Source organism: Maricaulis salignorans (assembly GCF_900103475.1).
Classification (GTDB): domain Bacteria; phylum Pseudomonadota; class Alphaproteobacteria; order Caulobacterales; family Maricaulaceae; genus Maricaulis; species Maricaulis salignorans.
In genome coordinates this window covers 23,012-46,134 of the sequence record NZ_FNHG01000009.1, presented here as the reverse complement: position 1 = coordinate 46,134, position 23,123 = coordinate 23,012, and the positions used below count along the sequence as shown (strand labels likewise).

The 23,123-nt window shown below is 63.6% G+C and carries 26 protein-coding genes and 1 other RNA gene; 15 read left to right on the top strand and 12 right to left on the bottom strand.

Features of this window, described 5'->3' with window-relative positions; genetic code table 11:
- Window positions 1-386: 386 nt before the first annotated feature.
- The 4 genes from BLT42_RS08600 to BLT42_RS08585 form a co-directional block, all read right to left on the bottom strand.
- Window positions 387-2,684: an ATP-dependent helicase gene (locus BLT42_RS08600; protein WP_091769766.1), complete on the bottom strand. Its 2,298-nt coding sequence runs from the start codon at window positions 2,682-2,684 to the stop codon at window positions 387-389.
- 138 nt (window positions 2,685-2,822) lie between these two features.
- Window positions 2,823-3,173 (bottom strand): hypothetical protein, encoded by a 351-nt coding sequence (locus BLT42_RS08595; RefSeq protein ID WP_091769764.1) that lies wholly within the window; start codon window positions 3,171-3,173, stop codon window positions 2,823-2,825.
- A 109-nt stretch (window positions 3,174-3,282) separates the two neighbouring features.
- Window positions 3,283-3,810: a hypothetical protein gene (locus BLT42_RS08590; protein ID WP_233342401.1), complete on the bottom strand. Its 528-nt coding sequence runs from the start codon at window positions 3,808-3,810 to the stop codon at window positions 3,283-3,285.
- A gap of 70 nt (window positions 3,811-3,880) precedes the next feature.
- Window positions 3,881-5,515: a chloride channel protein gene (locus tag BLT42_RS08585; protein WP_233342400.1), complete on the bottom strand. Its 1,635-nt coding sequence runs from the start codon at window positions 5,513-5,515 to the stop codon at window positions 3,881-3,883.
- A 126-nt stretch (window positions 5,516-5,641) separates the two neighbouring features.
- On the opposite strand from BLT42_RS08585, the gene BLT42_RS08580 reads away from it, so the two are divergent.
- Complete coding sequence (locus BLT42_RS08580; protein ID WP_091769762.1) at window positions 5,642-6,250, top strand: hypothetical protein; 609 nt, start codon at window positions 5,642-5,644, stop codon at window positions 6,248-6,250.
- Here the strand turns inward: BLT42_RS08580 and BLT42_RS08575 are convergent.
- Complete coding sequence (locus BLT42_RS08575) at window positions 6,247-6,465, bottom strand: ribbon-helix-helix domain-containing protein (protein ID WP_091769760.1); 219 nt, start codon at window positions 6,463-6,465, stop codon at window positions 6,247-6,249. The genes BLT42_RS08580 and BLT42_RS08575 overlap by 4 nt on opposite strands.
- A 41-nt stretch (window positions 6,466-6,506) precedes the next feature.
- Between BLT42_RS08575 and BLT42_RS08570 the strand changes: the two genes are divergently transcribed.
- The gene (locus BLT42_RS08570; protein WP_091769758.1) at window positions 6,507-6,884 is read left to right on the top strand and encodes a hypothetical protein; all 378 of its coding nucleotides are present in this window, start codon (window positions 6,507-6,509) and stop codon (window positions 6,882-6,884) included.
- 65 nt (window positions 6,885-6,949) lie between these two features.
- Here BLT42_RS08570 and BLT42_RS08565 read toward each other — a convergent pair whose 3' ends face one another.
- The gene (locus BLT42_RS08565) at window positions 6,950-7,135 is read right to left on the bottom strand and encodes a DUF4169 family protein (RefSeq protein ID WP_091769756.1); all 186 of its coding nucleotides are present in this window, start codon (window positions 7,133-7,135) and stop codon (window positions 6,950-6,952) included.
- Between the two features lie 3 nt (window positions 7,136-7,138).
- The gene (fumC, locus tag BLT42_RS08560; protein WP_091769754.1) at window positions 7,139-8,533 is read right to left on the bottom strand and encodes a class II fumarate hydratase; all 1,395 of its coding nucleotides are present in this window, start codon (window positions 8,531-8,533) and stop codon (window positions 7,139-7,141) included.
- A gap of 158 nt (window positions 8,534-8,691) precedes the next feature.
- Here fumC and BLT42_RS08555 point away from each other — a divergent pair, with 158 nt between their 5' ends.
- Entirely contained in the window at window positions 8,692-9,066 is a 375-nt protein-coding gene (locus BLT42_RS08555) for a RusA family crossover junction endodeoxyribonuclease (protein ID WP_143024092.1), read from the top strand.
- A gap of 16 nt (window positions 9,067-9,082) precedes the next feature.
- Here BLT42_RS08555 and BLT42_RS08550 read toward each other — a convergent pair whose 3' ends face one another.
- The 5 genes from BLT42_RS08550 to BLT42_RS08530 form a co-directional block, all read right to left on the bottom strand.
- Window positions 9,083-9,577: a PaaI family thioesterase gene (locus BLT42_RS08550; RefSeq protein WP_091769752.1), complete on the bottom strand. Its 495-nt coding sequence runs from the start codon at window positions 9,575-9,577 to the stop codon at window positions 9,083-9,085.
- Complete coding sequence (locus BLT42_RS08545) at window positions 9,577-10,053, bottom strand: SspB family protein (protein ID WP_091769881.1); 477 nt, start codon at window positions 10,051-10,053, stop codon at window positions 9,577-9,579. Before BLT42_RS08545 ends, BLT42_RS08550 begins: the two co-directional genes overlap by 1 nt.
- 146 nt (window positions 10,054-10,199) lie before the next feature.
- A complete protein-coding gene (locus tag BLT42_RS08540; protein ID WP_091769750.1) occupies window positions 10,200-11,258 on the bottom strand; it encodes a DUF3667 domain-containing protein in 1,059 nt (352 codons plus the stop codon).
- Window positions 11,259-11,379: 121 nt separating this feature from the next.
- Window positions 11,380-11,737: a transfer-messenger RNA gene (gene ssrA, locus BLT42_RS08535) on the bottom strand.
- Between the two features lie 610 nt (window positions 11,738-12,347).
- Entirely contained in the window at window positions 12,348-12,716 is a 369-nt protein-coding gene (locus tag BLT42_RS08530; RefSeq protein WP_091769749.1) for a VOC family protein, read from the bottom strand.
- Window positions 12,717-12,976: 260 nt separating this feature from the next.
- Here BLT42_RS08530 and BLT42_RS08525 point away from each other — a divergent pair, with 260 nt between their 5' ends.
- The 12 genes from BLT42_RS08525 to BLT42_RS08470 all read left to right on the top strand — a co-directional run bounded on the left by BLT42_RS08525 (window position 12,977) and on the right by BLT42_RS08470 (window position 23,122).
- On the top strand, window positions 12,977-13,795 hold the full coding sequence (locus BLT42_RS08525) for a thymidylate synthase (protein ID WP_199287694.1): 819 nt from the start codon (window positions 12,977-12,979) through the stop codon (window positions 13,793-13,795).
- On the top strand, window positions 13,792-14,124 hold the full coding sequence (locus BLT42_RS08520; protein WP_091769746.1) for a pyrophosphohydrolase domain-containing protein: 333 nt from the start codon (window positions 13,792-13,794) through the stop codon (window positions 14,122-14,124). The genes BLT42_RS08525 and BLT42_RS08520 overlap by 4 nt, the downstream gene beginning before the upstream one ends.
- A complete protein-coding gene (locus BLT42_RS08515) occupies window positions 14,121-14,657 on the top strand; it encodes a dihydrofolate reductase (protein ID WP_233342399.1) in 537 nt (178 codons plus the stop codon). The genes BLT42_RS08520 and BLT42_RS08515 overlap by 4 nt, the downstream gene beginning before the upstream one ends.
- A gap of 108 nt (window positions 14,658-14,765) precedes the next feature.
- Window positions 14,766-15,923: an FtsH protease activity modulator HflK gene (gene hflK, locus BLT42_RS08510; protein ID WP_091769744.1), complete on the top strand. Its 1,158-nt coding sequence runs from the start codon at window positions 14,766-14,768 to the stop codon at window positions 15,921-15,923.
- Entirely contained in the window at window positions 15,920-16,801 is an 882-nt protein-coding gene (gene hflC / locus BLT42_RS08505) for a protease modulator HflC (protein ID WP_091769742.1), read from the top strand. Before hflK ends, hflC begins: the two co-directional genes overlap by 4 nt.
- 3 nt (window positions 16,802-16,804) lie before the next feature.
- Window positions 16,805-16,993 (top strand): DUF2065 domain-containing protein, encoded by a 189-nt coding sequence (locus BLT42_RS08500; RefSeq protein WP_233342398.1) that lies wholly within the window; start codon window positions 16,805-16,807, stop codon window positions 16,991-16,993.
- A 144-nt stretch (window positions 16,994-17,137) separates the two neighbouring features.
- Window positions 17,138-18,526, top strand: coding sequence for a Do family serine endopeptidase (locus tag BLT42_RS08495; protein ID WP_091769739.1), 1,389 nt, complete (start codon window positions 17,138-17,140; stop codon window positions 18,524-18,526).
- A complete protein-coding gene (gene miaA / locus BLT42_RS08490) occupies window positions 18,523-19,440 on the top strand; it encodes a tRNA (adenosine(37)-N6)-dimethylallyltransferase MiaA (RefSeq protein WP_091769736.1) in 918 nt (305 codons plus the stop codon). The genes BLT42_RS08495 and miaA overlap by 4 nt, the downstream gene beginning before the upstream one ends.
- 138 nt (window positions 19,441-19,578) lie before the next feature.
- A complete protein-coding gene (gene ilvC / locus BLT42_RS08485; protein WP_091769875.1) occupies window positions 19,579-20,583 on the top strand; it encodes a ketol-acid reductoisomerase in 1,005 nt (334 codons plus the stop codon).
- A 60-nt stretch (window positions 20,584-20,643) separates the two neighbouring features.
- A complete protein-coding gene (locus tag BLT42_RS08480; RefSeq protein ID WP_091769734.1) occupies window positions 20,644-21,150 on the top strand; it encodes a hypothetical protein in 507 nt (168 codons plus the stop codon).
- Window positions 21,151-21,216: 66 nt separating this feature from the next.
- The gene (locus tag BLT42_RS08475) at window positions 21,217-21,957 is read left to right on the top strand and encodes a TVP38/TMEM64 family protein (RefSeq protein WP_091769732.1); all 741 of its coding nucleotides are present in this window, start codon (window positions 21,217-21,219) and stop codon (window positions 21,955-21,957) included.
- Between the two features lie 124 nt (window positions 21,958-22,081).
- Window positions 22,082-23,122, top strand: a complete 1,041-nt coding sequence (locus tag BLT42_RS08470) for a rod shape-determining protein (RefSeq protein WP_091769730.1) — start codon at window positions 22,082-22,084, stop codon at window positions 23,120-23,122.
- Window position 23,123 lies beyond the last annotated feature (1 nt).

Here is a 23,123-nt window from a genome sequence, read left to right as displayed (position 1 = left end):
GCGGCGATGCGCCCCGGGGCATTGCGGACGATCCTTCGGGAGGTCTGCATTGATGTGTCGGTGAATGTGTCCCGGGGGACCGTCCACAACCCGGCGAAGCCCGGCCCTTTGGGGGGCAATTAAGGGCGGCCTGATCAAGACCAGCCCGGCGCCACCCGTCCGCCCTTTCCTGTGCACCGGTCGGGGCGGAATGTGGGGGTATTATGGGCGCCGCTCTCGGGGGTGGGGATAAGGGGAGGGGAAAGGCGTTGTTGTGGCATGGGATTTTGAGAAGTCGGGCGGGGATAGGCGTCTTGGAGGGCCGCTCCTACACCCCCAAAAAACATCTACCCCTCATCCGTCAGGGATGCCAAGGGTTTGGTTTTTGGAAAAAAATAGAGCCCCCCTTACGGCAGCTCCCGCACAAAGCTCTCCACCACCTTCTTCACCCCGGCCTTGTCGAACGCCACGGTGAGTTTCGAGCCGTCAGCCGTCTTGATGCGTCCATAGCCGAACTTGTCATGGAATACCCGGTCGCCGGTTTTCCATTTGCCGCTGCCGCCGCCGACGGGGCCGCTTTCGATCAGATTGGCCTTGGCGTCGATGGTGAGCGGGGTTGTGCGGCGGTTTTCCTGGGCTGAGGCCTGGTAGCGTTTCCAGCCGGGGCTGGAATAGCTCGATGCCATCGGGTCGGCGGTCTGGCGGACATTTTCGAAACCGGGGCCGCCGCCTTCATAATAGCCGGTCTCGGAGCGCGCCTCGACATGGTCGTGGGGGAGTTCATCGATGAATCTGGACGGCAGGACGGATTGCCAGCGGCCATAGATCATGCGGTTGGCGGTGAAGGTGATGGTGGCGCGTTCGCGGGCGCGCGTGATGCCGACATAGGCGAGGCGGCGTTCTTCCTCGAGGGATTTGGTGCCGCCTTCATCGAGTGAGCGCTGCGAGGGGAAGACCGTTTCTTCCCAGCCGGGCAGGAAGACGTGGGGGAATTCCAGACCCTTGGCGCCGTGCAGCGTCATCAGGGAGACCTCGTCTTCGCTGACGGCACGGTCAGCATCGGTGACCAGGGCGACATGTTCGAGATAGGCTTCCAGCGTGTCCCATTCGGCCATGGAGCTGACGAGCTCCTTGAGGTTTTCCAGCCGGCCGGCGGCCTGGGGCGTCTTGTCCTCGCGCCACATGGCGGTATAGCCGCTTTCATCGAGGATGATTTCGGCCATCTCGTTGAGCGGGCTGGTTTCGGAGAGGTCGCGCCAGCGCGCCAGATCGCGCAGAAAGACCTGAAGGCTGGTGCGCGCCTTGCCGCGGATCTCGTCGGTGCCGACCATGATGCGGGTCGCCTCGGTCATCGGCACGCCCATTTCGCGCGCCAGCATGGCGATCTTCTGGACGCTGGTCTCGCCAATGCCGCGCTTGGGCGTGTTGACGATACGCTCGAAGGCGAGATCATCCTCCGGTGAGCGCACCAGACGCAGATAGGCATGGGCATCGCGCACTTCGGCGCGTTCGAAGAAGCGCGGGCCGCCGATCACCTTATAGGGCAGGCCGAGCATGATGAAGCGTTCTTCAAAGGCGCGCATCTGCCAGGAGGCGCGTACCAGTATGGCAATATCGGCATAGGAACGGCCGGCGGAGACCCAGTTCTCGCATTCCTCGGCGACAAAGCGCGCTTCCGCCTCGCCATCCCACAGGCCGCGAACCTGGACTTTCTCGCCGCCCTCCTCATCGGTCCACAGCGTCTTGCCGAGCCGGTCGCGATTGGCGGAGATCAGGCCGGAGGCGGCGCCCAGAATATGTTCGGTCGAGCGGTAATTGCGCTCCAGCCGCACCACGGTGGCGCCGGGGAAATCCTTGTCGAAGCGCAGGATATTGTCGACCTCGGCCCCGCGCCAGCCATAGATGGACTGGTCGTCATCGCCGACGCAGCACAGATTTCCGGTGCCTTTCGCCAGCAGGCGCAGCCACATATATTGGGCGACATTGGTATCCTGATACTCATCGACCAGCAGATAGCGGAATTTGCGGTGATACTCGGCCAGCACGTCCGGATTGTCTTTCAGGATGTGGAGCGTGTGCAGCAGGAGATCGCCGAAATCGCAGCAATTGAGCACTTTCAGGCGCGCCTGATACATCGCGTAGAGATCTTTGCCACGGCCTTCGGCGAAGGCGTATTTGTCTTCCTCGCCGAGCTGTTCGGGCATCAGGCCGCGATTCTTCCAGCCATCAATCACCGAGGCGAGATGGCGCGGTGTCCAGCGCTTTTCATCAATGCCCTCGGCCTGGATGATCTGTTTCATCAGGCGCAGCTGGTCATCGGTATCGATAATGGTGAAGGCGGATTTCAGCCCCACCAGTTCGGCATGGCGGCGCAGGATCTGGGCCGAGACCGAGTGGAAGGTTCCCATCCACGGCACGCCCTCAACGGCTTCGCCGATAATCTTGCCGACCCGTTCCTTCATCTCGCGTGCCGCCTTGTTGGTGAAGGTGACAGCGAGGATTTCCCAGGGGCGCGCACGGCCGGTGGCGAGGATGTGGGCGAGGCGGGTGGTCAGCACGCGCGTCTTGCCGGTGCCGGCACCGGCGAGCACCAGCACGGCACCATCAAGCGCCTCGACAGCCTGGCGCTGCTCGGCATTGAGCCCTTCAAGATAAGGCGAGGGCGGCGCCGGGCGCGCCATGTCGGAAATCGAGAGCGAAGTCATGCCAGCCTGCGAATAACGAGTCGTTCAATCCGCTAGTCTGGACCGAAAAACGCGCAATCCCAAGCCGGTGATGTGCAATTGTTCGTTTTTTGTTCGCATCCGGCGCAGGGCCCATTCATACGGCGGGCCGGTGCGGGCCTAATTGGTCGTGGGGGCGTCCATTGCCGTCTGCACGGTGGCGAGGAAGGCGAGGAAATCATCGGTGATTTCGCCATTCGAGCGCCGGATATTTTCAGCATAGCCGGTCAGGCGGGCCATGAAATTCTGGCGGGACAGGGTGAGCTGGGCATTGCCGGTCGCCTGCATGTCGCCATCCTCGATGCGGCTGTCGCACCAGGACATCAGATCATTCACCAGCCACAGCACTTCAGGGCCATCGGTCATGCCATCGCGCGCTGCATGCAGATCATCGATGATCTCCTGCAATTCCTGTGTCGGGCATGGAGCGGGATTGCGGGGCGTGTGCGGGACCAGTGTCAGGCGGGGCATGGTGGGATTCTCGTAATTGGAACAATGAATAGCGGCCCGCTTATTCGCGATTTTCCCGGTTAACCCTACTCATACAATATGAAACTGCGTGCAGGGTCTTGTGGCGCAACTAGTCGAAGAGGGCGTCGACACCGGCCTGGACATTCTCGTCGTCGAAATCATCCACGCTCTCGACCTGGCCGTGAATGGCGCCGGATGCCGCGGCGATCAGCGGCTTGATACACTCGGTCGCGAGCCCGGCCACCGCGTGGCAGGCGCTGGCATCGGCTTCGCCGCGCAGCATATCCTGGGCCCGTTCGACCTCGGCCTCGATCTGCAAGACCACGGTAACCAGATCCGCCCGCACATGGCGCGGTGCCGCCCGGTAGGCCAGCACGGCGAGCTCCTTGTCCTTGAAGCCGGAATTGGTGAAGTGTTCGGTATAGTCGGCCGGGGCCCAGTCGAGCACGTCTTCGGCGCAATCAGGCATGTCGGGGAGCATTTCCATCAACATCATCACTTCATTGAAGTGATTGAGATAGTCGGTCGCCAGTCCGGTCACCGGATTGATATTCGCGGCACGCAGGGCCTCGGGGCTCAAAACACCCTCTCCCAGAAGCGGGGTTGGCCCCGTCATGTCGTGCTGCTCTGCGGTCATGTGTCACACATATAAGCCGACATTCTTTCCAGACGGATAATCGCCGCGCGGGAAATGAAGTGTGGTGCGATCAGCGATGTTCCTCTTCGCTGATTTCCGCCAGCCGCCGGGCATAGGCGGCCTGGGCATCGGCCTTGGTGACCCAGCCGACGACCGATTGATCATCGGAGCGGCTGCGGACCGGGGCGCCGTCAATCTGTTCGGCGTCGAGCAGGCCCATGGCGCGGCTCAGCGTGTCATCCTCATACAGGCAGACGCCGGTGGCCAGCTCGGCCTTGCCCCATTCATCGAGCGCAATCATGAAGTCGCGCACCCGCACCGTTTGCAGGACCAGCCGGCTCGAACCGCCGGAGATATCATAGCCATGGCGCATGACCTGGCGCTGGAAGAGCGAACCGCCCAGCGCTGACTGGGTCAGGATCGTGGCCAGCGAGACCGAGACCAGCACGGCGACCGAGGCTTCATAGCTGGAGGTCAGTTCGAACACGATCAGCGTGGTGGAGAGCGGCGCGCCGAGCACAGCTCCGGCGACCGCCCCCATGCCGATCACGGCGAAGAAGCCGGCCCCGGCCGTGGCATCGCCGAACAGGGTGACCATCACCAGCCCAAAGGCCGAGCCGAGCATGGCGCCCAGATAGATCGAGGGTGAAAACACGCCGCCGGCAAAGCGGAAGGAGAGGGTGATGGTGGTGGCGATCACCTTGAGGGCGATAAAGAGCAGCAGGAATTGCAGCGGATAGGCGACATTCAGCGCATTGGATGTCGCCTCATAGCCGACGCCGAGGATTTCCGGGGCGATCAGCGCGATCAGGCCGACCAGCAGACCGCCGGGGATGGGCAGCATCCAGTGCGGGAAGCCGATCCGGTCGGCCCAGCCGGTGACGATGACGGGGCCGTGCAGCACGCCGCGATCAAACAGGATGGCGAGGCCCGCCGCGGCAATGCCGAGCACGGCGGCGGCCGGATAATCCCACAGTCCGACCGGGGCGACCGGCAAATGTCCGAACACCGGATCCTCGCCCAGATGCAGGCGCAGGATCAGCGCGCCGACGACGCTGGCGACCGCGACCGGGGCGATCGAGCGCAGCGCGTAATGACCCAGCACGACCTCGAAGGCGAACAGGGCGCCGGCGACCGGGGCGTTGAAACTGGCCGAGACTGCCGCTGCGGCGCCGCAGGCGAGCAGGATGCGGCTGGCGCGGGCGGGCATTTGCAGCCAGGCGGCGAGCGCCGATCCCATTGTGCCGCCCAGATGCACGGCCGGGCCCTCGCGCCCGGCGCTGGCCCCGCCGCCGAGCGAGATCGCCGAGAGCAGGGCCGAATACAGGCCCGATTTCAGATCGACCTTGCCGCCCTTGACGGCGCGCGCCTCGAGTACATCGGCGACCGCCTTGCCGGCCGGTTCGGTGACCAGTCCAAAGCGCATGCCGAGATAATAGAGCGAGGCGATCACGACGCCGGTCGCCAGCGGGATCAGCACCAGGCGCAGATAGGGCAGGGTCGCCGCCTGGCTGGCCAGATTCTCTTCGGTGACGCCAAAGGCGGTCTGTTCGAAAAAGCTGATGCCCAGCCGCAATCCGATCGTCGCATAGCCCGCGATCAGGCCGACGAATATCCCCAGCACCCACAGCACCGGCCCGCGGCCATTGCGAATGGAGCGGACGAGAAATTCCCCGGTGGAGGCTTTGGGCTTCGGATTTGACACCCGGCGATTTGCCGTGCTCCGGCGACCAGGGTCAAGGGCAAGGGGCAAGGCTGTGAGCCGTCCGGCGGTTTTTTCTGGCACAGGCCTGCCATCGCGCCCTAGAGTGACGCGGAAAAGGGAGGCCCCATGCTACACGTTGTTCCTGCAAGCCTGATCGCCAGTCTCGCGCTGGCCATCCCGGCCCACGCCCAATCGGGCGCCGGCCATGACAGCGCCTATGTGCGCGTCTTCGACAATTGCACAAGCTACCAGGCCGAGGATGAGCCGGTCCATTTCTCCGATTGTGCCGGCTATGGCGATTGGACGGTCCATATTGTCGCCGGCGAACATGGTGCGGCGGTGGCCTATTCCCGGCGCGGCAAGGAAACGCAATGGGGCGAGAACCCGCCACGCGTCGCAGTCTTCCAGGATCTCGGCCAGGTGATGGAATGGCGTCTCGACGCGTCCGGCGTGCCCTTCGCGACGATTTATCGCTCGATCTTCACCGGCTTTGAACCCGGCGAGGGCGGGCAGTATCTCACCGTTTCGGCCCTGCGCCCGGACGGGGAAGTCGGCGCCTGCCATGTCGCCTATGTCGAGGCGGCGCAGCAGCCGGGTGCCAATCAGATCGCGCGCGACGTGGCCGATTATCTGGCGCCGGACTGGCAGTGCGGCACCGAGGCACCGATCGTGTTTGATCTCGATTCACAGATGGACGTGCTGACAATCGCTGCCCAGCGCCGGCCCGGGCACTAGTCGTCCGGCAAGCCCTGCGCGCGTTTCAGGGCCCAGACGCGCATCGAGGAGGCCAGCGGTTCCAGGCCGCGGGCTTCGTCGATCCGGGCGATCAGTCCGGCCAGCGACATCCCGTCGGCACGGATAGCCGTGTCGATGACGGCCCAGAATTCCGGCTCCAGCGAGAGCGAGGTGCGGTGGCCGGCGAGGGAGACGGAGCGTTTGATCAGGGGCATGGGCCACAATCTCCCAGGCCGGGCGTGCAGGCAAGCCGGCGATGCGCAGCCGCAACTGCTCGACGCCGGCGCATGGTTACCAATCGGCAGCTTTTCTCGTGCAATCTGACGGCATGCGCAAATGGAGTTCCCCCCTGCCGTTTACGGCGATGAGTGAGCGGCGTGTCCCGAACCGTCCAGGCGTTTACGTCCTGCTGCGGGACGAGACCGATCCCTCCTCCGTGCTCAAGATCGCTTCCTCGCGATCCCTGCGCGGTGCCTTCAGCCAGATCCGGCTCGAGCCGGCGGGCAATTGGCCGGTCCGGCCGACCGGTTTCCTGTATTTCGAGAGCCTGAGCGAATCGGAAGAGGCCACCCGCTTCCTCGCCGAATTCCGCGACCGGCGCGGTCAGCGCCCGATGTATAATTCCGGGTTCTAGTAGCCGGCGGATCGGGGCAGATCATACGCCCGTCCTTCTCCGCGAGGAGAGGGAGGTCACTTAATTCAGCCCTCCGGTGTCTCCAGCTTCTTGCCGTCGAGCTCCCGAGCCGCCTTGGCCGCACGTGCCTTCGCCAGCTCCGTCACCGCCTTGGGCTGCCCGTGCCGCAGCCGGTTGGTTTCGGCCTTCACGGCCTTTTCAGCCCGCGCCTTGCGTTTTCGAGCCTGTTTGAGATTGACCGGTCGGCTCATCGCCTAGTCCTTCGGCCCCAACATATTCTCAGGCTTCACGATGGCGTCGAACTGTTCAGCGGTGACGAAGCCGAGCTTGACGGCTTCCTCGCGCAATGTGGTGCCATTCTTGTGGGCTGTCTTGGCGACGATGGTGGCCTTGTCATAGCCAATGGTGGAATTGAGGGCGGTGACCAGCATCAGCGAGCGGTTCATCAGCAGGGCGATATTGTCCTCGCGCGCGGTGATGCCGACGATGCAGCGTTCCGTGAAGCTTGTCGCGGCATCGGCCAGCAGGCGGATCGACTGCAACACGTTGAAGATAATCACCGGCTTGTAGACATTGAGTTCGAAATGGCCCTGGCTGCCGGCCATCGAGACCGTCGTATTATTGCCCATCACCTGGGTGCAGACCATGGTCAGCGCCTCGCACTGGGTCGGATTGACCTTGCCCGGCATGATCGAGGAGCCCGGCTCATTCTCAGGCAGGGCGAGCTCGCCGAGACCGGACCGCGGGCCCGAGCCGAGCAGGCGGATATCATTGGCGATCTTGAACAGGGAGACGGCGACGGAATTGAGCGTGCCATGGGCCTCGACCAGACCATCCTTGGTCGCCAGCGCCTCAAACTTGTTCGGTGCGGTGATGAAGGGGATTTTGGTCAGCGCCGCGGCTTCCTCGGCGAAGGCTTCGGCAAAGCCGATCCTGGTGTTCAGCCCGGTCCCGACAGCGGTGCCGCCCTGGGCCAGTTCGCATAAGGCCGGCAGGGCCGATTCGACGCGGCGAATCGAATTGGCGACCATCGCCGTATAGCCGGAGAATTCCTGGCCCAGCGTCAGCGGTGTTGCATCCTGCAAATGGGTGCGGCCGATCTTGATGATGGATTTGAAGGCCTGCGACTTGTCGTTGAGCGCATTATGCAGCGTCTGCAGTGCCGGGATCAGGCGGTGCGTAATCTCTTCGGCGGCTGCGATATGCATCGCGGTCGGGAAAGTGTCGTTGGAGGATTGCGAGCGATTGACGTGATCATTGGGGTGGACCGGATCCTTCGATCCGACCTCGCCGCCCAGGATCTGGATCGCGCGGTTGGAGACAACCTCATTGGTATTCATGTTCGACTGGGTGCCCGAACCGGTCTGCCAGACGGAGAGCGGGAAGTGATCGTCGAGCTTGCCTTCGGCGACTTCCAGCGCTGCCTGGGCGATGGCGTCGGCCAGATTGGCGTCCAGATTGTCGAGGCGATGATTGGCGCGCGCCGCGCTGTATTTGACGACGCCCAGCGCGCGGATCAGCGGTTTCGGCATCGTCTCGGTGCCGATCGGGAAATTGATCAGGGAGCGGGCGGTCTGTGCCCCCCAGAGCTTTTCACTGGGAACTTCGAGTGGGCCAAAGCTGTCGGTTTCGGTGCGGGTCTCGCGCATGAGGGGAAGCTCCTTGCAGCGCGCCTGGCGCCGGACGAAGATGGTGAAGAACAGGTCGGACGTGTATCACTCACAGATGACGGATCAAGATGATGATGCGCATCGCCGCGGGGGCACAGCATTCGGTCAGCTTGGTAGCAGGGGCGATATTTCGCAAAATGTCGGGTGACGAACTCAATATGCGCGTCGACGCGCTGACCAGTCAGACGCGCCGTTTCCGGTCGCTGATCGGTGAATTCCTGCGTCTGGAATTCAAGCGCGACCGCTTGCCGGGCCGTGTCTATGAAGTCTGTATCCGTATCGAGCGTCCAGGCACCAGCGCCGACCCGGATGTCGATCATGTCGCCCGATCGGTGTTTGATGCGCTGACCGGCGTGCTGTTTCACGATAACAGCCCCGTCAATGCCCTGTCGGTGACCCGGCATGACGGCGAACAGGCGCGGGTCAGTATCGTGGCGCGGCCAATCAGCGCGCCGCCGGTTATCGCCCCGCCACTCGCCGTGCGGCGGCAGCGCGTTCTCGAAGACGCCTGAGGCTGAATATCCGCAGCTAGGCCTTGTCGCGCAATGCGCGGGGCCGCCGGACCTGGCAGGTCGCCGTACCCTTGGCGGCGATAATGCCGTCCCCGGTCCAGATCGTGCCTTCCATGAAAGCGACATTGCGCCCGACCCGTAATGCCTGGCCGCGCGCCTTGCACCGGGCCAGCGGCAGCGGTGCGAGAAAACTGGTCTTCATTTCCAGCGTCGGCACGCCAACCGTGAAACCCTGTTCGACCAGAACCGCGAGGGACATCACCTCGTCGAGCATGGCGCACATCATGCCGCCCTGGACGCCGCCGCGCAAATTGGAGACCTGGGGTGAGGGGTTGAATTCGGCTTCGAGCCAACCTTCTTCAATCGAGAAATCGAGCAGGCGAAAACCCAGCAGGGTCGCGGCATGCTCCAGATTGGTCATCGTCGTGAGACGGGCGCGAATCTGCTCCGCATTGAGCCGGTGGACCGGGCCATCGCTCAGATCAGGGGCAACCGGTCGCTGGCCCGACATCACTTCTTGCGGAAACTGTCGAGGCTGACGACCTGGCCGGCCTCGCCCTCGGCGGGCGCGCCCCGGGAGGCGGGTTTCGAGCCGGGCCCGCTATCGGCGGCCGGATCATCGCCGGTGACAGCCTGGTCGAATTGCAGGTGAAAGCCGACGCTGGGATCGTGGAAACGTGACACGGCCGAATAGGGCATTTTGATATATTTCGGTACGCCGCCAAATTTCAGCGTCACTTCGAAACCGATATCGGTCACTTCGAGGTCCCAGAATTGATGCTCCAGGACAATGGTCATCTCGTCGGGATATTTCTCGAGCAGGGACGGGTCGATATCGACACCGGGCGCGCGCGTGCGGAAGGTGATGTAGAAATGGTGTGGGCCGGGCAGGCCTTGCGGCATGGCCGCTCTGAGCAGAGCCTGACGGACAACGCCGCGCAGCGCCTCTTGCGCCATCAAGTCGTAGCGCATCAGATCCTTGGCCATGAACATCCCCGTTTTTCCCTTGCCTCAAGGGTAACTCACGCCGTGAGCAGGTCAACGCATTCTGGTCGTTTCACTGCACAAGAAGGCGCCCCGGTTGAGCCGGGCTCAGGATTTGCCCGCAATGCGGGAAAACGCGGCAGGCCGGTTCAGCGCGCGCCCAGCCAGATCAGGCCGATCGAGACCATGGTCATTCCGGCACCATATCCGGCCATCAGAACCGGCAATCGCAGCGCCGTGCCCAGCCAGCTCGATCCGTAAAAGCCACGCTCCTGCAGCGCCGCAAAAATCTGGGTGGCGATGCCGATGACGGCCAGCGCCACAAGGCTTGGTATACGGGTGCCGCCGAGATTGATGACGAGGATGGTCAGCATCACCCCCGGGACCATGCTGGCATTCCAGTAGAGCGAATAGACGACATGTTCGATCATCCGGCGCCGCGGGTGCAGCGCCATGTTCAACAGGGCAAAGGCGGCGACCATGAACAGGAAGGCCTGGCTGGCGATCGCCCCGGCGCGCGCCTCATAGGCGCCCGGATGGCGGATGGCTTCGAGGACAACCGGGACAATCCAGTCGGCATCCTGGGCGCGCAGGGCGGCGCGGAAGCAGGCTTCGCCCTCCAGATCGAGTCCGCGGCCTTCCGGCGCGCTGCCGCGCTGGAACAGGGTGACATCAATGCTGGTATCGCGGGCGAAGGCGAGACTGCCATCGGCGGCAAATTCGTCGGGGCCGGGCATCACGCCGCAGCTGAAGCGCGGGCCGCTGCCCGCCTCGCGGGCTCTCGCTTCCCGGTCCGCCCAGGCCTGCTGCCTGGCCTCGATATCGCTGGCGCTCTGGCTGCGGATCGTGGCGGCATCGGGGGTGAAGGCAATCGAGACCGGGCGTGTGCCGGCTGCAGCAGTCACGGCGAAGAAGACCAGCGTCATGATCAGATAGATGCGTACGGGCGGCGAAAACTGCATGCGCTTGCCGTCGACATAGTCGCGCGCAACCTTGCCGGGGCGTGTGTAGAGGCCGCGCAGCGTTGTCAGGAAGCGGCCATCCCAGGCCAGGGCGCCATCGAGAAAGTCTGTAGCCAGCGACAGGATGGGACGGCGTAAATCGGCTTCCGACTGGCCACAGCTGGCGCAATAGGGCCCTTCCAGCGGGGCGCTGCAATTGGCGCAGACGGTGTCTCGGGGATCGGCTGGCGGCTGGGTCGAGGTCATTGAGGCTCCTGCGCCGCGCGGGCAAGCCCTATCTAGCGCGTCACAGGGGGCGTGCGTCAAGCTCGGGCCGGTCGCGTGGAGCGGGCCCGCCGGTCATTCATGCGCTCAGATGGCAGGATAAAGTGGAGGCTTCTGTTGCCAGGTGCCTCCGGACCCCGCCTGAGCGTGCGAACACCCAGGAGTTAATGCGAAGTTATACGCGCTGACTAGGCAGCGAGACGAACTTCTTCAGCAAAGTTGTCATTGGCAACTTTAAGAATGAGCCTGTATCGGGCCTCACCCGGGCAAAAGCATTCCCCTTTACCCATCCGTCAATCCTGTTTCGGCCCCATAATCGCTTGCCAATACAAGCTGAAGGTAATGGTGGAGCCGCCGGGTACTGCCCCCGGGTCCGGTCTGGTTATTACGAGCGCGTTTATCGCCATAGTCAGCAAGCTGACAAGGCCAATATAGGGTATGGCGCACGATGTTTAAAGGGCGGCTGGCTGTTTGCGTGGCAGGGATGATCGGGACAGGGTGTTGCAGCCCCGGTGTCTGAACGGAATCGCACCGGATCAAGCGCACGGAATGGGATATTTGCGGGCGACCGTGTGTGCCCCCGGCGGCTGATGGATACGTGCCGGCCAGCGATACACCCAATCGGACACACTCACGCAAACTCGCGCTCCCAGTTGGGTCCATTGGGCCGGCTGATGCAAACATCGCCCTGGAGCCCCGCAGCGTGAGGGTTCGTGATTGCCGTCATCTCGTCATAGACTTTTCGGCTCTGCAAATCGGGGCACACGCAATTATTTCGGTCCTAATGCGTTAACTTGATTGCTTGTTTTAGTTTCAGCCCCACCCGCAGCGGGCGCATCCCTCCCTGGAGCCCTCTCCGCGCCGGGTGCCAGATAGCTGCGGCATTCGGCTTTTGGCCAGGTGAGGCGGGACAAACACCCGTTTCGGTGAAGCAGGCGCATGTCCCGCTCTTCTTCCCGCGCACTTTTCCCCACGCAAAACGGGACACGCACCGGCGAAGCCGGTCCGTGTCCCGGGGCGTGGGTCCTGTCAGGATAGTCCTGCCCTGTCCCTCCGGACCTGGCGGCCTGGCTACATGCAGAACACATTGAGCTTATTGCCGTCCGGATCCCTGAAATAACCGGCATAGAAGCCGCTATCGCCGCGTGGGCCGGCTGGGCCTTCATCCTTGGCGCCCAACTCGATAGCGAGGGCATAGACCTTGTCGACCTGGGCCGGGTTTTCGGCCTGGAAGGCGGCCATGACGCCATTGCCGACCGTGGCGGGCTTGCCGTCAAAGGGTTGGGTCAGGCCGATGCCGGCGCCGCCGCCAGGCTTTCCCCAGGCGATGAATGTGTCGAAATCCATCATCCGGCCGACGCCGAATTCGGCGCAGATCTTGTCGTAAAACGCCGCGGCGCGTTGCAAGTCATTGGTTCCCAAAGTGACATAGCCCAGCATCGTATTTCTCCCTCAGAGATTTATGTGTTCCGTATATGTTCCAATTTGGTGAAATTAACAGCGGACGCGCTCATGGCAAGCGGAATCTCTGCGCCTGCCGATCACCAGGCCGGCTGCACGGCGGCACGAAACGTGTGGATCATTCTGACGGCAAACCTGCAAGCGGGGCGAATCGGATGTAGAGTGCGCGATCACGAGACGCAGTGGAGATCGCGATGGCAGACATGGCCGTTCTGGAGCCCGGTAGCGAAACCGGACGCATGGCTGCGACCGGTTCGGCGGCGGAGGCGGCCTATCTCGATCTGCTGCGCGATATTCTCGAACACGGGACGCAGCAGGATGATCGCACCGGAGTTGGCACGCGCTCGGTGTTCGGCCGGCAGATCCGCTGCGACCTGTCCGAAGGCTTCCCGCTGCTGACGACCAAGAAGGTGCATTTCAAGTCGATCGCGATCGAATTGCTCTGGTTCCTGCGCGGCGAGACCAATGTTCGCTGGCTGCAGGAGCGTGGCGTCAAGATCTGGGATGAATGGGCCGATGCCGATGGCGAGCTCGGCCCGGTCTATGGCAAGCAGTGGCGCCGCTGGGCCGGCCCGGACGGCACCGAGATCGACCAGCTCTCCAACCTGCTCGAACAGATCAAGAGCAATCCGGCCTCGCGCCGCCTGATCGTGTCAGGCTGGAACCCGGTCGATGTGCCCTCCATGGCGCTGCCACCCTGCCACACGCTGTATCAATTCAATGTCGCCGACGGAAAACTGAGCTGCCAGCTCTATCAGCGCTCGGCCGACATGTTCCTCGGCGTGCCCTTCAATATCGCGTCCTACGCGCTTTTGACGACCATGGTCGCCAAGGTGTGCGGTCTGGAGCCGGGCGAATACATCCACACATTTGGCGACGCCCATATCTATTCCAACCATATGGACCAGGTCGCCGAACAATTGTCGCGCCAGCCGCGCAAACTGCCGCGCCTGCGCCTCAATCCCGATGCCAATGACCTGTTCGGCTTCGAGTATGAGGACATCATGCTGGAAGATTATGATCCCCATCCCGGCATCAAGGCGCCGGTCGCGGTATGAGCGAGGCGAGCCCATCCTGCCTCAACGCCCTGGGGGCCCGCATCGCGCAGGTGTCCGATATCTACGCCGAGCGCTATCAGATTGACCGTTCCGGCGACTGGTATCTGCTCAAACTGCAGGAAGAGCTCGGCGAGCTGACCCAGGCCTATCTCACCACCACCGGCCGCAGCCGCAAGCCGGCCGATGAGGGCGCGCGCGAAAATCTGGCGCGTGAAATGGCCGATGCGCTGGGGATGCTGTTGTTGATGGCCCGCGATGAGGGCATCGATCTCGATGCCGCCGTGCAGGAGAAATGGCTCAGCTGGCTGGAGCGCGAGGACGCATCATGAGCGCGGACGAACCGGCCATCGGCCTGCCAGCGATCTGCCTCATCGTGGCGCGTGGCCGCAATGGCGTGATCGGTACGCAAGGTGATCTGCCCTGGCGGCTGAGCTCCGATCTCAAGCATTTCAAGGCCGTCACCAGCGGCAAGCCGATCGTCATGGGCCGCAAGACCTGGGACAGCCTGCCAAGGCGGCCCTTGCCCGGGCGATTGAATATCGTGGTCAGCCGGCAGGCCGGTTTCACCGCCGAGGGCGGCGAAGTGGCGGGCGATCTCGATACGGCATTGGTGATTGCGATCACGCAGGCGCAGGCCGATTCGGTCGGCGAGGTGTTCGTGATTGGCGGCGCCCAGATCTATGCCGCAGCGCTGGGGCATGCCCACCGGCTCTATATCACCGAGGTCGAGGCCGACCCGGCCGGCGATGCCGTTTTCCCGACCCTCGAGGCCGGGCAATGGTCGGAGATCTCCCGCGAGGTCCACGAGGCCGGGCCCGGCGATGAGCACAATTTCGTTTGCCGCGTGCTGGAACGGGTCTGATCCCGGAGGGCGGGATTGGCAGCCTGCATGTCCCCCCCGATTAACCTTGAACCTTTGCGCGCAAACGTTCATCTATTGAAGCAATGTATCGAGAGGAATGAAGCATCCATGCCCTGGAACGATAATACCGGTGGTAGCGGCGGCGGCGGAGGCCCTTGGGGTTCCGGCGGCGGCAATAACGGAAACGGACAAAATCCCTGGGGCCGCAAGCCCGAGGGTGGCGGTGGTGGCGGCCAGGAGCCGCCCGATCTCGACGAGGTTGTGCGCCAGTTGCAGCGCAGCTTCCGGGGCATGTTCGGTGGCGGCGGTAAATCCGGCGGCAAGGATGGCGGCAAGAGCGGCGGTGTTTTCGGCGTCGTTCTCGTGCTGGCGATCCTGATCGGTGTCTGGTTCGCCCTGCCGGGCAGTGGCTGGTATCAGGTCGGACCCAACCAGAATGGTGTCGTGCTGCGCTTCGGCGAATATGATCGCACCACCCGGCCGGGTCTGCATGTCAAATTCCCGACACCAATCGAGACCGTCTTCCTGCCCGAGGTGACCACGACCAACACCTTGACCATCGGCGCGGGTCCTGAGGGCCAGATGCTGACGCGCGACCAGAATATCGTTGATATCGAATTCGCTGTGCAATGGCGCGTCAATTACGGCTATCCGGATGGTGTCCGCGATTTCCTGTTCAATGTGCGTAGTCCCGAGAACACGGTTCGCGCCGTGGCCGAAAGTGCCATGCGCGAAGTCATCGGCACCTCTGATCTGCAATACATCATCACCGAAGGCCGTGGCGAGGTTTCGCGCCGGACCAAGGAGTTGCTGCAGGCGACACTGAACGAATACACGGCGGGGATCGAGGTCCTCGAAGTCAATCTGCGGACGGCCCAGCCGCCGGCCAGCGTGATCGACGCCTTCCGCGATGTGGATGTCGCCGAGCAGGATGCCGAGCGCCTGCGTCTGGAAGCCACCTCCTATTCCAACCGGGTCATCCCGGAGGCACGCGGTGATGCGGCCCGTCTTACCCAGGCGGCCCAAGGTTATCGCGACTCGGTGATTGCCGAAGCACAGGGCCAGGCTGATCGCTTCCTCTCTATCTATGAGGAATATGCCCAGGCGCCGGAAGTGACGCGTCACCGCATGTACCTGGAAACCATGGAGGGCGTGTTGCGCGATTCCGATCTGACCATTCTCGATAGTCAGTCCGGCGCCGTGCCTTATCTCCCGCTTGACCAGCTTGGTCAGAACCGCACTCGCAGTCAGGGGAATAACCAATGATCCGCACCCTCGGAATAATCCTCCTGTTCGGCGTCGTCTTCGTCGGGCTGCAAAGCGTCTACACGGTGAATGAACTCCAGCAGGCCCTGATCCTGCGGGTTGGCGAGCCGGTCGATGCTGTCAATGAGGTCGGCGATGAAGATCCCGGCCTGCACTTCAAGCTGCCCTTCATCATGGATGTGCTGATGTTCGACAAGCGCAACCTGGAATTCGACATGCAGCCTGAGGAAATCCAGGCGTCGGACCAGGTCCGTCTCGTTGTTGACGCTTTCCTGCGATACCGCATCGTCAATCCGCTGCGTTTCTATCAGACGGTCGGTGATGAGCGCGGGGCCCAGTCTCGCCTGCGCTCGATCATGGATGACAGCCTGCGCGGTGTGATCGCCTCGATCCCGTCCCAGGAAGTCGTCTCCGGCCAGCGTGCCGAACTGATGGACCGCGTCCAGACGGCCGTGGAAGACCAGGTGGCCCGTCAGGATCTCGGGATCGAAGTGATCGATGTCCGCATCCTTCGCGCCGACCTGCCGCAACAGATCGCCGAACGCGTCTTCCAGCGCATGCGCTCGGAGCGTGAACAGCGCGCCGCGCAAATCCGCGCTGTCGGTGCCCAGGAAGCCCAGGAAATCCAGGCTGATGCCGATCGTCAGGGCCTGATTATCCGGGCTGAGGCGCGCGCGGAGTCGGAACGGACCCGCGGTGAGGGCGATGCCCAGCGGGCTGCTATCTATGCGGCTGCCTACGGTCGTGATCCCGAATTCTACGCCTTCTATCGCTCGATGATCGCGTATCAGGAAGCGATCGGCGCCGGCACGCCCATCGTGGTCGCACCGGACTCGGAGTTCTTCGACTATTTCCGGAGCGAGACGGGCAGGAACTAGGCTGTGTTGACGGCATTGCTTGTCGGTGTGGGCGTCGCTCTGGCGCTTGAGGGAGCTGCCTATGCCCTGGCTCCCGAGGCGATGAAGCGATTTCTGACCCAGATCATGGATATGCCGGGCGACCAGCTGCGCATTGCGGGGCTGGTCGCCCTGGTATCCGGGGTGGCGCTGGTGGCCTTTCTCGGCCCCTGATCCCGCGCATTTCCATCCTGACCGAGGCGTGACGGCTTTGTCATCGCAATGACAATCGCGTCACAGCGGTTGCGGCACAGGGCCGCGAAGCGCTATCAATCAATGTCTAGAGACTGGTATTTCTTTTTCGGATCGGTTGAGTTCATGCGTCGTCTGTTTGCCCTCGTCTTGCTGTTTGTCCTGCCCGCGACCGCCCTGGCGCATCCGGGATCGGGCGGCTTTGCCGATCTGGCCGAGGGGCTCTCCCCGGCCGTCGTCAATATCGCGGCGGCGCAGCGGCTCAATGCCGGCGAAGGTTTGCCGTCCTTCCCCGAGGGCTCGCCGCTCGAGCGTTTCAATGAAATCTTCGGCGACGCTCCGCGTATCGCCAATTCGCTGGGCTCCGGCTTCATCGTCGATGCGACCGGTCTGGTCGTGACCAATAATCATGTCATTGACGGGGCCGACGACGTCGAGGTCGCCTTGCCCGATGGCCGCGTCTTCCCGGCCGAGGTGATCGGTATCGATCCGGTGACGGATCTCGCTGTCTTGCGGATGATGAATGTTCATGAGGCGCTGCCACATGTCAGCTTCGGCGACAGTGACCGCGCGCGCGTCGGCGACTGGGTGATCGCGATCGGCAATCCGTTCGGGCTGGGCGGCACCTTGACCGCCGGCGTTGTCTCGGCGCGTGGCCGTGAAGCCGGCGGACGCTATGATGATTACATCCAGACCGATGTCGCCATCAATACCGGCAATTCCGGCGGCCCGCTTTTCAATATGGATGGAGATGTCATCGGCGTGAACACGCTGATCCTGTCGCCGACTGGCGCCAGTGTCGGCATTTCGCTCTCCATCCCGTCCAATATCGCAACCCGCGTCGTGGCCCAGCTCATCGAGTTTGGCGAAACCCGTCGCGGCTGGCTCGGCGTCAGCGTCCAGCCGGTGACGCCGGAACTGGCCGAGAGCTTCGAGCTCGACTCACCGTATGGCGCGATCATTTCGCGCGTCGAGCCGGGCGGCCCGGCGGCAGCCGCTGATCTGCGCACCGGTGATCTGGTCGTCAGCTTTGATGGCCGCCGCGTCCGCGACAGCCGCAGCTTTCCGCGCCTTGTGGCCGAGACCGAAATCGGTCTGGTCGCCGAGATCGGCATTATCCGCCGGGATCGGCCGATGACCTTGCGAGTGACCGTTGGTGAACTGGCAAGCGCGGCGGGGCAGGCGGCGCCGGCGACCGCCAATTCGCCCGTCATCACCCCCGATCAGGGCCAGGGCAATAGCGTGCGTGGCATGACGCTGGCAGCGCTCGACGCCGCCTCGCGCCGCCGCTTCCGGGTCCACCCGGATGCGACCGGCGTGCTGGTCACCGAAGTCGCGGCGAGCAGCGATGCTGCGGGCAAGGTGCGTCCGGGCGATGTCATCGAAGAAGTCGAGTTCACGCGGGTCAGCTCGATCGAGGATATCCGCCGTATTGTTGACGGTATTCCGACCGGCCCGGTACGCTTCCAGCTCAATCGCGGCGGGCAATACGTGCTGCAATCCATCCGGCCGTGACGCGCTGCCTGCTGATTGCGGGACCGACGGCGGCGGGCAAGACCGCCCTGGCCCTGGCGGCGGCCGAGGCGCTGGATGGCGAGATCATCAATGCCGACTCCATGCAGATCTATGCCGGTCTGCCGCTGATTACCGCGCAGCCCGAGGCGGCCGATTTCGCGCGCGCACCGCATCATCTCTTTGGCAATGTTGACCCGGGCGAACGCTGGTCGGTCGGGCATTGGACCGAGGCCGCGCTGGCCCTGATCCGCGCAATCCGCTCACGCGGCCGCACGCCGATCCTGGTCGGCGGCACCGGTCTCTACTTTCTGGCCCTGACCAAGGGCCTGGCCCCGGTGCCCGAGATTGATCCCGATACCCGCCGCCAGGTGGCAGAGCTGATCGCCGCCTCGGGGCCGGACGGTCTGCGGCGCGAAGCCGAGCGGCTGGACCCGGTTGCTGCGGCGCGTATCAAGCCGGCCGATCTGCAGCGGCTGGGCCGGATTGTCGAAGTCGGCTATGCGACCGGCGAACCCCTGACAGCTTTCCATGCCGAAACCCGGCCCCTGCTGGCCGCGGCGGACTGGCGCGGCATCGCCATCGAACCCGAGCGCCAGGCCCTGTATGACCGGATCGACCGGCGTTTCGAGCTGATGCTGGAGGCAGGGGCGCTCGACGAGGCGCGCGCCTTCGCCCGCCTGGAACTGGATCCGCTTCTGCCGGCCAGCAAGGCGTTGGGCCTGCCGCCCCTGCTGGCGCATTTGCGCGGCGAGATCGAGCTCGACGCGGCGGTGAGTCTGGCGCAGCGGGATTCGCGCCGTTACGCCAAGCGCCAATTGACTTGGCTGCGCAATCAACAGGCAGACTGGCCCCGCATCCACGCACTCGACGCCGCAGCGGCGCGGGACGAGCTGGCGGCCATTCTTGCGGGTTGATCGCCCGGGAAACTGGCGCTCTCTGTCTCGCCAGACAGGGTGCGGACGCCTAGGGTGCAGGTGAATGGCGCGCTGTGCTGGACTTGGGGGGCGAGCCTGCGTCCTATCCGCTGATGGCCGAGGAGGATGATTCTGCCCATGACACCGGACACCACTGAGCCGCTCTACACGCGCGATATCGATCCTGGCCCGATCACCAGCCGCCGGGTGGCGCTGGTCGGTTATGGCAATCACGGGCGCTCGCACGCGCTCTGCCTGCGCGATAGTGGCGTGTCGCAGATCCGGATCGCCCTGCGCGCCGGCTCCGCCTCGCGGGCCAAGGCCGAGGCGGACGGGTTTGAGGTCGTCACCGTCGCCGAGGCCGCCGCCTGGGCTGATGTCATCGCCCTGCTGGCTGCCGATGAGGCCCATCGCCAGATCTGGACGCAGGACATCCTGCCTCATCGCAAGCCCGGCCAGGCGCTGATCGTCTGCCATGGTTTCTCGGTGCATTACGGGATGATCGAGGCGCCGGCCGATGCCGATATCATTCTCGCCGCGGCCAAGGGGCCTGGCGGCGCAGTGCGGCAGGAATTCCTCAAGGGTCGCGGTCTGATCGGCTTCTGGGCCGTTCACCAGGATGCCAGCGGCCAGGCGCGCGCGCTCGCACTGGCCTATCTCGCTGCGATCGGGTCGGGCAATGTCGGGATATTCCCGACCACATTCCGCGAGGAAACCGTCTCGGACCTGTTCGGCGAACAGGTCGTGCTGGTGGGCGGAATGGTCGCGCTGGCCAAGGCAAGTTTCACGCGGCTGACCGCGGCCGGGGTCAGTGAGCGCATGGCCTATATCGATTGCGTGCATGAGTTGAAATACCTCGCCGACCTGATCCAGGAGCGCGGTATCGCCGGCATGTATGAAGCGATTTCCGACACCGCTGAATTCGGTGCCCGCGAGATTGAGGACGCAATTGCCGGGCCCGAACTGCTCACGGTGTTCGACGGTGCGATGGAGGCTATCGAGTCCGGCAGCTTCGCGCGCAAATGGGTCGAGCGCTATGAATCGGGCGACCGTCTGCAGGCCGAACGGGCGCGTGATCGCGCCTTGCCGATCGAGGCGGCCGGCGCCGAATTGCGCTCAAGGCTTGGCACCGCCACGAAATAGACAATAAATCTGTTCATCTCTGTCGGGTACAGGGACAGATAACCAATGCTGGGGACAAAGATGGCATTCAATCCGGTCAAGGAGCGCCGCTACGGCGAACCGAAAGAAGTCGTGGCGCGTGTGTTCGAGGAAGTCGGGGGCATTCCCGAGGTGATGAACCTGCTCGAGCTCAGCCGGACCCGCGTCTATGCGCTCGCCGATCCTGATTCCAGCAATGAGATTTCCTATGCCCGTATCGCGCGGCTGACCGAATCCGGCGCCACCGCAGCGGCCCAGCATCTCGCGGCGCTGGCCGGCGGGATCTTCGTGCCGGTCGACAAGGCTGCCGACGCCAACTGGCTCTCGCTGGCCGGTGATGCCAGCCGCGGCAATGCGCGCAATATCGCAGCCCTGATGGATTCCCTGGGTGAGACCGAACGCTCTCCGGGCGTTGTCGACCAGCAGGAAGCGCGCGAAATTCTCAAATTGCTGGACGAGCAGCTGGGTGTCCTGGCCTTGCAGCGCGCCAAGCTGACAGCGATCGCTGCGGGCGAGGTGCCGGACGAAACGGGCCAGGCTGACGGATGATCTGCGTTGCAGGCACGCGGATCCGTGTTTAGTTAGCTCGCATCTTGCCCTTGGGTACCGGAGAGAATGAACGCTCTGATTCAATTCATGTTGCGCCTTGATGCGCGGGCCGCGCGCGCGATCGGCGTTTCCATCGCCCTGTTCGCGGGCGTTGCGGCCGTGTTCGTCATCGGGCGGTTTGTGCTCGATATCGGGCCGGGCGCGATTGATGAATGGTTCGATTCTGCAGCCAGCCGCTGGTATGCGCTGCCGCTCACCATTCTCGTCTTCATTGCCCTGTCCTTTCTCGGGGCACCGCAATTTGGCCTGATGGCGGCCGCCATCGTCGCCTTCGGCCCGCAGACCGGTTTCATTTACGCCTGGATCGCGACCCTGGCGGCGGCAACGGTCAACTATTTCCTGGGACGCTGGTTCGGGGCGGGTCTGCTGGCCCGGTTCGGCGGTGACTGGGCCAACCGGATTTCCGACTTCATCGGCCGCAATGGCCTGTTGGCGAGCATGATCGTGCGCTGGGTTCCATCGGGCCCCTTCATCGTCGTCAATATGGGCTTTGGCATCGCGCGCACGCCCTATTGGGCCTTCGGTCTGGGCACGCTGCTCGGAACCGGCCCGAAGCTCCTGGTTGTTGCCCTGGCAGGGCAAAGCATCCTGGCCATGATGAGCGAGGGCCAGTTATTGCTGGGCCTGACCCTGGCACTCGCCGTGGCGGGCTGGATCGGCATGATGCTCGTCGCCCGCCGCTGGTTGCGGCGAAACCGGCCGGTCGAAGGAGCCGAGCCGCCGGCGAAACATGAGGCAGAGCCTTAGCCCTTCAAGCGAGGCAGTATGCGTTTGCACTTGCGTACCCCTTGCAATATGGCGCGGGTCATCGCACAACAAAAAAAGCTTTCCCGCGGCATTGCCGCCACACCCCTCGAAACCAGCGCGCTCAATGTTCAACTATCTTTTCGGCTTACTTTCTGCAGATATCGCCATCGATCTTGGTACTGCCAACACGCTCGTCTACGTCAAGGGACGCGGTGTCGTGCTCAATGAGCCGTCGGTGGTCGCCTACAAGGTCGAGAAAGGGCGTAAATACGTCCAGGCGGTCGGGGCGGAAGCCAAGCTGATGCTGGGCAAGACGCCGGGCAATGTCGAAGCGATCCGGCCGATGCGCGATGGCGTCATCGCCGATTTCGACGTCGCCGAGGAAATGATCAAGCATTTCATCCAGAAAGTGCACAATCGCCGCTCCATGGTCAGTCCGCAGGTCGTGATCTGCGTGCCCTCTGGCGCAACCGCCGTTGAACGCCGCGCGATCCATGAATCCGCACTCGGCGCCGGTGCCCGCAAAGTCTATCTGATCGACGAGCCCATGGCCGCTGCGGTCGGCGCCGGTCTGCCGATCGATGAGCCCACCGGCTCGATGATTGTCGATATCGGTGGCGGTACGACGGAAGTCGCCGTGATGTCGCTGTCGGGGATTGTCTATTCGCGCTCGGTCCGCGTGGGCGGCGACAAGATGGATGAATCCATCATCAATTACATCCGCCGTTCGGCCAATCTCCTGATTGGTGAAACCAGCGCTGAGCGGATCAAGAAGGAAATCGGCTCGGCCATGCCGCCGGTCAAGGGCGAAGGCCTGACCCTGGATATCAAGGGTCGCGACCTGATGAATGGCGTGCCGCGCGAAATCTCGATCACCGAGGCGATGATTGCCGATGCGCTCTCCGAGCCGGTCGAGCAGATCGTCGAAGCCGTGAAACAGGCGCTCGAGGCGACACCGCCCGAATTGGCTGCAGACATCGTCGACAAGGGCATTGTGCTCACCGGCGGCGGCGCATTGCTGCGCAATCTCGATACCGAGCTGCGCGAACGGACCGGTCTGCCGGTCTGTCTCGCCGATGACCCACTGTCCTGCGTTGTGCTGGGCTGTGGCAAAGCGGTTGAAGATCTTAAGCTTTGGCGCCCCATTCTGTCTGAAGCGGTCTAAT